This is a genomic window from Streptomyces sp. NPDC057654, assembly GCF_042800135.1.
Taxonomy (GTDB): Bacteria; Actinomycetota; Actinomycetes; order Streptomycetales; family Streptomycetaceae; genus Streptomyces.
On record NZ_JBHVHQ010000334.1, the window covers coordinates 1 to 8,548 of the forward strand.

Consider the following 8,548-nt stretch of genomic DNA (forward strand, 5'->3'; position numbering starts at 1 on the left):
GCTACAGCACCGCCGAGCTCCAGGCCGCTCAGCCGCTGCTCGAAGACCGCATCTGACGACCCCGCCGACGCCCGACAACCGCAAGAAGCGCTCCACCGCATCTCGACTCAAGGAGTTCCCATGCGCCGTTGGACCTGGAAGCTCACCATCACCACAAACCGCGAGGAAGTCGACTTCGTCGGCGAGAGCCTCGCCGACGAGTCCGCTACCGGAAAAAGCATCCTGCCCGGCATCCTCCGCGACGTGGCCTCGAACAACCCCCACCTGAAGAACGGGCGCGTCACCTCCTTCGAGGCCAAGCGCGACTGATCTCCGCACAAGACCACTCATCGGGGCGCTCCCCTTGCCTGGCAGCACCAGGAGCGCCCCACCCCACCCGCACCCCGAAGGAGAGAACACCGATGGGACGCATCTTCGATGCCCTCGACAGCGCCGTCGCCGCGACGGTCGGCAACGCCGCCGCCCAGCGCGAGGCCAACAAGTGGGCCCGCAACGTACGCGTCGGCGACACCTGGTACTCCGTCGAGACCCACAAGCAGCCCGAGGGCGAGGTGCAGCTGGTCCACGCGCACCACTTCACCAAGAAGGACAAGTTCACCGGCCAGGCGATGTGCGGCCATGAGGTCGCGGCCAGCGTTTATCTGGCTCACTCCCCCATGCACAAGAAGCCGCCGTACGGGCTGCCGACCATCGAGGAGTACGTCGCCGACGGGTCGTGGAATCTGCCCGGCGCCGCCGACGAGGTAGCGAACTCGCTGCGAGTCGAGCTGAAGAAGCTCTTGCGCACCAGCAACCGCTGACCGAACCACACATAAGAGAACGGGGCGCTCCCCCTTGCCTGGCAGCACCGGGAGCGCCCCTCCCCAACCCGCACGCACTCACGTGCGCACAGGAGGTATTCCGAGATGACCACGGCTACTGCCCCGGCCGCAAGCAGAGCACAAGCCGAACACCCACTCGCCGCCGGGCACATGCTCGTCGCCGAGATCGAGCGCTACCTCGCGGCCCGCACCCGCGCCACCGCCCACCCGCTGGTCACCAAGACCACCGAGGAACTCGTCGCGGAGGCCCTCGGGCACACTGCCGAGCACGTCGTGTCGCCAGCGCCAACACCCATCTTGAGCGGTCCCAAGGCGTTGCTGCGCTTCCTGCCCGACTGGGCTCTGTCGATGCCGCCTTTCCGTCAATTCCATGGCGGTGGACGACAGATCAGCACCGCCGAGCACCTCGAACTGACCGCTCTGGTCATCGAGCGCTACGGATGGGCGCACGGGCTGCTGCGTACGAGCAGCGGCCGCCGCTGCATTCTCGGCGCGCAGATCGTTCTGGTCCGCCTCGGCTACGGCGACGGCCGCACCGCCCGCGCCGCCGGCCTCCACCTACAGGCCGTCCTCACTGCCCGTGGCATCGCGACGCCGTACCACGAGTGGAACGACCATCCCGACCGGACCGCGACCGAGGCTCTGTACCTGATCCGCCAGGCGGCTACCGCCGCACGCGGCGAGCACTGACCAGCCCATCGCCACCTCTTCGAGAAGGAGGCCCTGATGGGCTGGACCATCTCCCACAGCACCGCTCAGCCGTCCTACACCACGGTCAGCAACCTGGCCGCCCAGCTCGCTCATGTCCTGCGCGGCCAGGAATGGCGCTCGATCGCCTACCTGTTCAACCGGCCCACCGGCGACCCGTTCAGCGTGCCGCCCACAGAGGCCGCCGACGTGGCTCGCATCCTGCGCCGGGCGGCCGGACACGGCCTCATGCCGGCCGACTGGGCCCGCCTGACCCGCACCCTGGCCGACGCCGCCGCTCGCGCGGCCGGTGCCGGCCAGCCATGGGCCTGGAGCTGACCGCTCCCAGCCGCCTCGCCGAGTACGGCCGCGAGGCCGCACTCCTCACCCGCACATGACTCACCCGGGGCGGCCGCGCCTCTCGCCAAAGATCTGCGGCCGCCCCGGCTCCAGTCCGCATCTCTTCGAGGAACGGGAGCGTTTCCAGCATGACTCCTCCAGCGCCCGACCGGCCTGTGCCCGACGGCGCGTTCGCCACCGTCCACCCGCTGCGCGAAAATCCGCACAACCACGCCATCGAGGCGGAGCAGGCCGCGCTCGGCGCAATGCTGCTGTCGGCCACCGTGATTCCCGGCATCACGGCCGTACTCGCACCCGGGGACTACTACCTGCCCGCACACGAGACCATCCACCGCGCCATCACGGCCCTGCGCGAGCAGGACCGGCCGGCCGACCCCATCACCATCACCGCCTACCTCGCCCAGACCGGCGATCTGAACCGAGTCGGCGGTGCCGTCTACCTGCACCACTTGGTCCAGCAGGTCCCCAGCGCCGGCAACGGCGAGTACTACGCCACCATCGCCCGGGACGCCGCCGACAACCGCCGCCTCGACGAGACCGGCGTACGCCTGAGCCATCGCGCCCGTACCGGTGAATTCACCGCCGACGCCACTCGCGCCGAAGCCCTCGCCGCCCTGGAGTCCGCCGAACAGCGGACCTGGAGCGAACCCACCCCGCTCGGCGAGAACAGCACGCTGCCGAGCTTTCCAGTCGACGCGCTCCCTCGCTGGATGCGTGACCAGGTCGTAGCGCTCGCGGAGTTCACCCAGACCCCGCCGGACATGGCCGCCACCATGGGGCTGGCCGCGCTGTCCACAACCGCCGGCGGCCGGGTTCACTTCCAGATCCGACCCGGCTGGGTCGAGCAGGCCAACCTCTACCTGGTGTGCGCGATGCCGCCCGCATCCCGCAAGTCGGACGTCTTCGCCGCCATGACCGCTCCGATCTACCGGATCGAGGACGAACTGGCTCAGCAGGCCAAGCCCGGCATCATCGAGGCGCAGACCGCCAAGGAAACCGCCGAGGCCGAAGTCGATGCCCTGCTGGCCAAGGCCCGCAAGAGCGACTCCGTCGAGCGCGAGCATCTCGTCGCCGAAGCCACCGCGGCCCGCATGCTCGCCGACGAGATCCACGTACCGCCCGCCCCGCGGCTGACGGTCTCCGGGGACATCACCCCCGAACCGCTCACTCACCTGCTGGCCACTCACCGATGCCTGGCCGCTCTCTCTCCCGAAGGCGACCTCTTCGACATCATCGCCGGCCGCTACAGCGCCCGCCCCAACCTCGGCGTCTTCCTCCAGGCCCACAAGGGCGAGCGCCTCCAGACCGACCGCATCACCCGCGACCAGCCCACCATCGATCGCCCCGCCCTCACCATCGGTGTCACGCCCCAGCCCTCCGTCTTGCAGGACCTGGCCTCTACCCCCGGCGCCCGCGACCGCGGCCTGCTGGCCCGCTTCCTGTACGCGCTCCCAGCGTCCAACCTCGGCTACCGCAAGATCCGTACCCAGCCCATCCCGGACTCCGTCAGCCACACCTACGACAGCCGTCTGGACGCGATGGTGCGTACCTTCACAGATCTGCCGGACCCCGTCACCGTCCCGCTGTCCGCCCAGGCCGACGCCGTCGTCGAACGCCTCCAGGAGCAAGTCGAGGTACAGCTGCGGCCCGATCAGCCGCTCTCCCACGTCAAGGACTGGGCCGGAAAACTCGTCGGCGCCACCGTCCGCATCGCCGGTCTGCTCCACCTCGCCGACCGCATCACCACCGGGTGGGGCGAGCCCATCAGCGCCGAATGCGTCGAACGAGCCGCTGTAGTAGCCGAGTTCTTCACCGCTCACGCCCTGGCCGTCTTCGACCTCATCGCGGCCGATCCCGCCACCGAGGACGCCCTGCACGTCCTCGACTGGCTCCGCCGTCCCAAGCAGAACGGCGCCCACCGCACCACCGTCAAGCGCCGCGATGTCGTCGCCGCCCTACGGCGCTTCCGGGGGCGGACCGACACGATCGACCCCGCTCTCTACCTCCTGGAAGAACACGGCTACCTCCGTGCCGAAGCGGCTCCCGCATCCGGAGGCCGGGGCCGCTCCGCCACCATCACGTTCCGTGTCCACCCGGGCTTGAAGGAAGCGCACAGCGCTCCGTAGGCCCGCAGAACGTCAGCAATGTCAGCAGAAACCGCTGACCTGCTCCTTTCCCGTGCTGACACCTGTCAGCACGCGTCAGCAGCTGTCAGCAAAACTCCGGCTTCTGCTGACAGTGCTGACACCTGCTGACAGCGCCGCCAACAGCATTTCCGCAGGTCAACGATTTCTGCTGACGCTGCTGACACTTTCCGCCTCGCGACGGCGTCCACCCCGCACCACCCTCACGCCGCGCGACCGCGCGGCGATACGCATCCACCCCATAGGAGACGTGACTGTGTCGCACGCACAGAAGCTCAAGCTGGTCGAAGTCCTCGACGAGATCGGCATGAGCCGCGCCGCCTTCTACCGCATGCGCGCCCGTGGCCGCGCCCCGAAGCTCATCAAGCTCCCCAACGGCCAGCTCCGCTGCCGCCGCAGCGACTTGGACGCCTGGTGGGCCACTTGCGAGATCGACCGGGACGCCTCATGAGGCGGGTAGCGCCTGGTCAGGTCTGGGCCGCAAAGGACAGCACCGGACACTGGTACGTAGTCAGCACAGACCCCGAGGCGGACACCGTGAGCCTCGCCCCCGCGGAGCACACCGCCCGCGGCTGGGCCCCCGCCCTGGGCGGCGCCGTGCAGGAGATCTCCCGCACGCAGCTGTCCCTCTCCTACACCCGCAGGTGGCCGGGAGAGATGACCGACCCGTACCTGGGCCGCGCGGTCGCGGCCATCGGCGACCTGCTCACCGCATACCAGGCCGCGGCCACCGGGCAGACACCCGCCACCGCCGACCGCCTGCACACCCTTGCCACCGAAGTATGGACGGCCCTGGACCGCGTCGAGGGCGCGCGGGAGACCACCCGTCGGCGACCTGCCACCGCCGCCCGCCAAGCGGCGCGCGAGGCATTCGACCGAGGCCGGCGCGAGCAGCGGCGCCGCGATCGGTAGGCACGACGAGGGCGGCCCGCATCTCGCCAGATCTCGGGCCGCCCCATAGACAACTCCACAGCGAGCCAAGGAGACCAAACTGCACACCTATGACGTGCGTATCTGGGGAATCCGCAAGCGCAATAGCAAAGCGGCCCCGTACCAGTTGCGCTGGATCGTCAACGGCGAAGTGTTCCAGGAACCCTTCGCTACCAAGACCCTCGCGGACGCCCGCCGCTCCCAGCTCATCACCGCCACCAAGAAGGGGGAGCCCTTCGACGTGACGGCCGGGGTTCCGGTGTCGGAATTGCGAGAGGCGAATTCACCGACCTGGTACGAGCACGCGAGCGCATACGCCCTGATGAAGTGGCCTCGCGCTGCCGCCAAGCACCGCGCCAGTATCGGCGAATCGCTCTCGATCGCGATCGCCACGCTCGTGACCACACGCCGTGGTGCGCCGAATCCAGTCACGTTGCGAAAAGCTCTCTACCAGTGGGCATTCCGCGCGGTGAGGAACCCGGATGGTGACCTGGTTCCCCGTCACCAGGCGGAAGGGGCACCGCCGGAGATCCAGGCTGCGCTGACGTGGCTGTCGTCGCATTCCCAGAAGGTGAGCGATCTGGCGAATCCGGATCTGCTCCGCCCGACCCTGGAAGCGCTCTCGCGGCTGTTGGACGGCACGCCGGCCGCCGAGAACACCACACGCCGGAAGGTCATGGTCCTGAGCAACTTCCTGCGCTACACCGTGGACGAAAAGGGGCTGCTCCCGTTCAACCCGCTGATGCGGCTGGACTGGACGGCTCCCGCAGCGGACGGTGAGATCGATTTCAGGTATGTCCCAGATCCAGCGCTCGCACGGTCCCTGATCACGGCCGTACGCCACCAGGGCGGGCGCGGTGAGCATCTGGAGACCTTCTTCGCCTGCATCTACTACGCCGCAACCCGCCCCTCGGAGACCGCCGCCCTGAAGGCGAAGGACTTCGTACTGCCTCCCGACATCCCTGAGTCCGCCAAGGATTGGGGAGAGGTTCTGGTGGAGGAGAGCCGTCCCGAGGTGGGAAGCGGTTGGACGGACGACGGGACGCCTTACGAGAAGCGCGGGTTGAAGCACCGGACGCGGAAGGCGTACCGGTCCGTGCCGATCCCGCCGGTTCTCGTAAGGATGGTGCGGGCCCACATCGCCGTCTACGGAACAGCCCCTGACGGCCGGATCTTTCAGGGCACACGGGGTGGACGCGTCAGCTCCACCGAGTACTGCGCCGCATGGGCAGACGCACGTACCGAGGCGCTGTCGGACGAGGAGGTGGAAACCCCGCTCGCCGAAGTCCCGCGGCTCCTCCGCAGCGCTGGTGTATCACTCTGGATCAAGGCCGGTGTCGACCCAGTTGAGGTCGCCCGCCGTGCAGGGCACAGCGTCGCCGTCCTCTTCCGCTTCTACGCTCGGATCCTCCGCGGGCAGCAGACTGTGGCCAATCAGAAGATCAGCAGTGCCTTGGAGGACACCTGACCAGGGGTTAGGCCGCTGGCGCTTGGCCGCAGGTTGGCCACACGCGCTGATCAACAGCGGGATAGGCCCGATTCAGGGTGAGACAGGGTGAACGCCGAAGGGGTGCCCCCAAGGCTGGGGCACCCCTTCTGACCTGTGTCTTTATGACCTGCGCGGAGGCTGAGGGATTTGAACCCTCGGTGACATCGCTGCCACGACGGTTTTCAAGACGGTTGTGGATCTAGCCGCGATCATGCCTCTGACCTGGGCGAATGGCCTCTCCCGCGCCCCTCTCGCGATCTCGTAGTCCACCAATAGTCCAGATCTTGAAAGACGGCCCGCGTCTAGTCAGTCGGCGGTGCCCCATGTTCAAGGTACGCAGGTTTCCCCTGGCCACGGGCACCGATGGCCTGTCTCACCCGCCGGGCAAGCCTCGGAATCAGAAGCTGGTCAAGGTCGGCTACTGGGTGGAACTCGGCGGCCAGCAACTCGTCAGAGGCGAGCTTGATTGACGCTGCGGCATCGGGGGTCAGCTCGCCGCCGTCGAAGACGTACAGGACCTTGTCCCCCTCGGCGGGGCTCGGTGCCCAGTCGATCACCAGCAGCGAGCCAATGGGCGGCGTGATGCCTAGCTCCTCCTGGACCTCGCGCTGGCACGCGGCCAACGGTGACTCCCCTGTTTCGACGTACCCGCCGGGGATCTCCCACATCGGCTTGTACGAGGGGCGGACCAGCAGGACGCGGTTCTGGTCCCGACTGTCGAAGAACAGGGCTCCCGCAGCCATGCGCGGTCGTGCCATCCGTTGCTCGTGCTCGTTCTCGGCCATGTGTCGAGCCTACTGACCATGATCCCGTTGGCTTGGGCTGACCATTGCATCGCCCCCTGTTCCCCGTGTGACACTCTCTTGGATCGAGTGAAGGGGCGGCACAGTGCGTGGCATGGAGCATCTCCCGTTCGGCAAGCGCGTGCGGTTCTACCGGGAGCGCAGAGGAATCCCCCAATGGCAGCTCGGCGTTCTGCTGAACCGCTCGGAAGACTGGGTGTACCGGGTGGAGTCCGGAAGAATCCCGGTGAACAACGTGAAGATGCTCGCTGACCTGGCAGATGCTCTGCGTGTTCACATAGAGGATCTACAGGGGGCACCCGCGCTTCTGGACGATCACAACGACCATAGGGGAAGCGTGCCGGCCATTCGGGCCGCGCTGATGCAGTCTCGGCGACTGGCTGGGGCCCTGTACGACTCTCGGGAACCGATTCGGCCGGCACGGCTTGCCGTAGAGGTCCACGAAGCGTGGGACCTGTACCAGGCTTCCAAATACTCCGAACTCGCTGAGCGTCTGCCTGCGGTGCTGATCGATGCTCGACATGCCGTGCATGAAGCGTCCTCGGGGGAAGAAAGGGAGCGGTGCCTGAAGCTCTTCGCTCTGGCCTGTCACGCCGCTGGGGCGCTCCTCCGCAAGCTGGGCGAGACGGATTTGGCTTGGGCTGCGGCAGACCAAGGCGACGTTGCTGCGACTGAGACGGAAGACCCGTCAACGATGCTCGCCCTCCGCAGATGCGTCGCACACGTCCAGCTCGGTGCCGGAATGGCCTCCGAAGCCGTCGCCGTCACGCTCGACGCTGCGGACAACCTTCCCGCTGGCTGGTGGTCCTCCTCGCCAACCGCCTTGTCGCTTTACGGAACGCTCTTTCTGAACGGTGCCGTTGCAGCGGCACGGATGGGTGACCGGCGGCAGGCAGACGACATGATCCGGGAAGCACAACGGGCGGCGGACCGGCTAGGAACCGATGGCAACGAAATGTGGACCGGCTTCGGTCCGGTGAACGTGGATATTCACCGTCTGGACTTGGCCCTGGAGTTCGGGGATGTCCAGCTTGCCGTGGACAGCGTGCCGAGGGTCCGTCCGGTACGGAACCTACCGACAGAACGGCGCGCCCGTGCCGCTCTTGACGTCGCTAGGGCCTATGGGGAAGCTGGCCGGACTGATGATGCGGCTGACCACCTGAAACGAGCGTTCAAGACTGCGCCTGAGCAGATTCGCGCCCACGCCTTCGCCCGCGACCTGGCCCGGCGGCTTCACCAGCAGAGCCGCCGACGCGACGTGCGTGAGCTGGCGTTGAGCCTCCACGCGCTCAAGTAGCGGCACTTCTACACCAC

The 8,548-nt window shown here is 67.7% G+C and carries 10 protein-coding genes; 9 read left to right on the forward strand and 1 reads right to left on the reverse strand.

Annotated elements, in window-relative coordinates:
* The first annotated feature begins 120 nt into the window (after window positions 1–120).
* The 8 genes from ACFU99_RS23320 to ACFU99_RS23355 all read left to right on the forward strand — a co-directional run bounded on the left by ACFU99_RS23320 (window position 121) and on the right by ACFU99_RS23355 (window position 6,410).
* The gene (locus ACFU99_RS23320; protein ID WP_384394970.1) at window positions 121–309 is read left to right on the forward strand and encodes a hypothetical protein; all 189 of its coding nucleotides are present in this window, start codon (window positions 121–123) and stop codon (window positions 307–309) included.
* 92 nt (window positions 310–401) lie between these two features.
* A complete protein-coding gene (locus ACFU99_RS23325; RefSeq protein ID WP_384394972.1) occupies window positions 402–800 on the forward strand; it encodes a hypothetical protein in 399 nt (132 codons plus the stop codon).
* A gap of 105 nt (window positions 801–905) precedes the next feature.
* Window positions 906–1,511 carry a hypothetical protein gene (locus ACFU99_RS23330; protein ID WP_384394974.1) on the forward strand — a complete coding sequence of 202 codons (606 nt, stop codon included), beginning with the start codon at window positions 906–908 and terminating at the stop codon, window positions 1,509–1,511.
* 36 nt (window positions 1,512–1,547) lie between these two features.
* Window positions 1,548–1,847: a hypothetical protein gene (locus tag ACFU99_RS23335; RefSeq protein ID WP_384394976.1), complete on the forward strand. Its 300-nt coding sequence runs from the start codon at window positions 1,548–1,550 to the stop codon at window positions 1,845–1,847.
* A 149-nt stretch (window positions 1,848–1,996) separates the two neighbouring features.
* Window positions 1,997–3,994: a DUF3987 domain-containing protein gene (locus ACFU99_RS23340; RefSeq protein ID WP_384394978.1), complete on the forward strand. Its 1,998-nt coding sequence runs from the start codon at window positions 1,997–1,999 to the stop codon at window positions 3,992–3,994.
* Window positions 3,995–4,268: 274 nt separating this feature from the next.
* Window positions 4,269–4,463: a helix-turn-helix transcriptional regulator gene (locus tag ACFU99_RS23345; RefSeq protein WP_384394980.1), complete on the forward strand. Its 195-nt coding sequence runs from the start codon at window positions 4,269–4,271 to the stop codon at window positions 4,461–4,463.
* An 86-nt stretch (window positions 4,464–4,549) separates the two neighbouring features.
* Window positions 4,550–4,924 carry a hypothetical protein gene (locus tag ACFU99_RS23350; RefSeq protein ID WP_384394982.1) on the forward strand — a complete coding sequence of 125 codons (375 nt, stop codon included), beginning with the start codon at window positions 4,550–4,552 and terminating at the stop codon, window positions 4,922–4,924.
* A 94-nt stretch (window positions 4,925–5,018) separates the two neighbouring features.
* The gene (locus tag ACFU99_RS23355; RefSeq protein ID WP_384394984.1) at window positions 5,019–6,410 is read left to right on the forward strand and encodes a site-specific integrase; all 1,392 of its coding nucleotides are present in this window, start codon (window positions 5,019–5,021) and stop codon (window positions 6,408–6,410) included.
* A 323-nt stretch (window positions 6,411–6,733) separates the two neighbouring features.
* Here the strand turns inward: ACFU99_RS23355 and ACFU99_RS23360 are convergent, their stop codons facing one another.
* Window positions 6,734–7,216, reverse strand: coding sequence for an NUDIX domain-containing protein (locus ACFU99_RS23360; protein WP_384394986.1), 483 nt, complete (start codon window positions 7,214–7,216; stop codon window positions 6,734–6,736).
* A 112-nt stretch (window positions 7,217–7,328) separates the two neighbouring features.
* On the opposite strand from ACFU99_RS23360, the gene ACFU99_RS23365 reads away from it, so the two are divergent.
* The gene (locus ACFU99_RS23365) at window positions 7,329–8,531 is read left to right on the forward strand and encodes a helix-turn-helix domain-containing protein (RefSeq protein ID WP_384394988.1); all 1,203 of its coding nucleotides are present in this window, start codon (window positions 7,329–7,331) and stop codon (window positions 8,529–8,531) included.
* Window positions 8,532–8,548 lie beyond the last annotated feature (17 nt).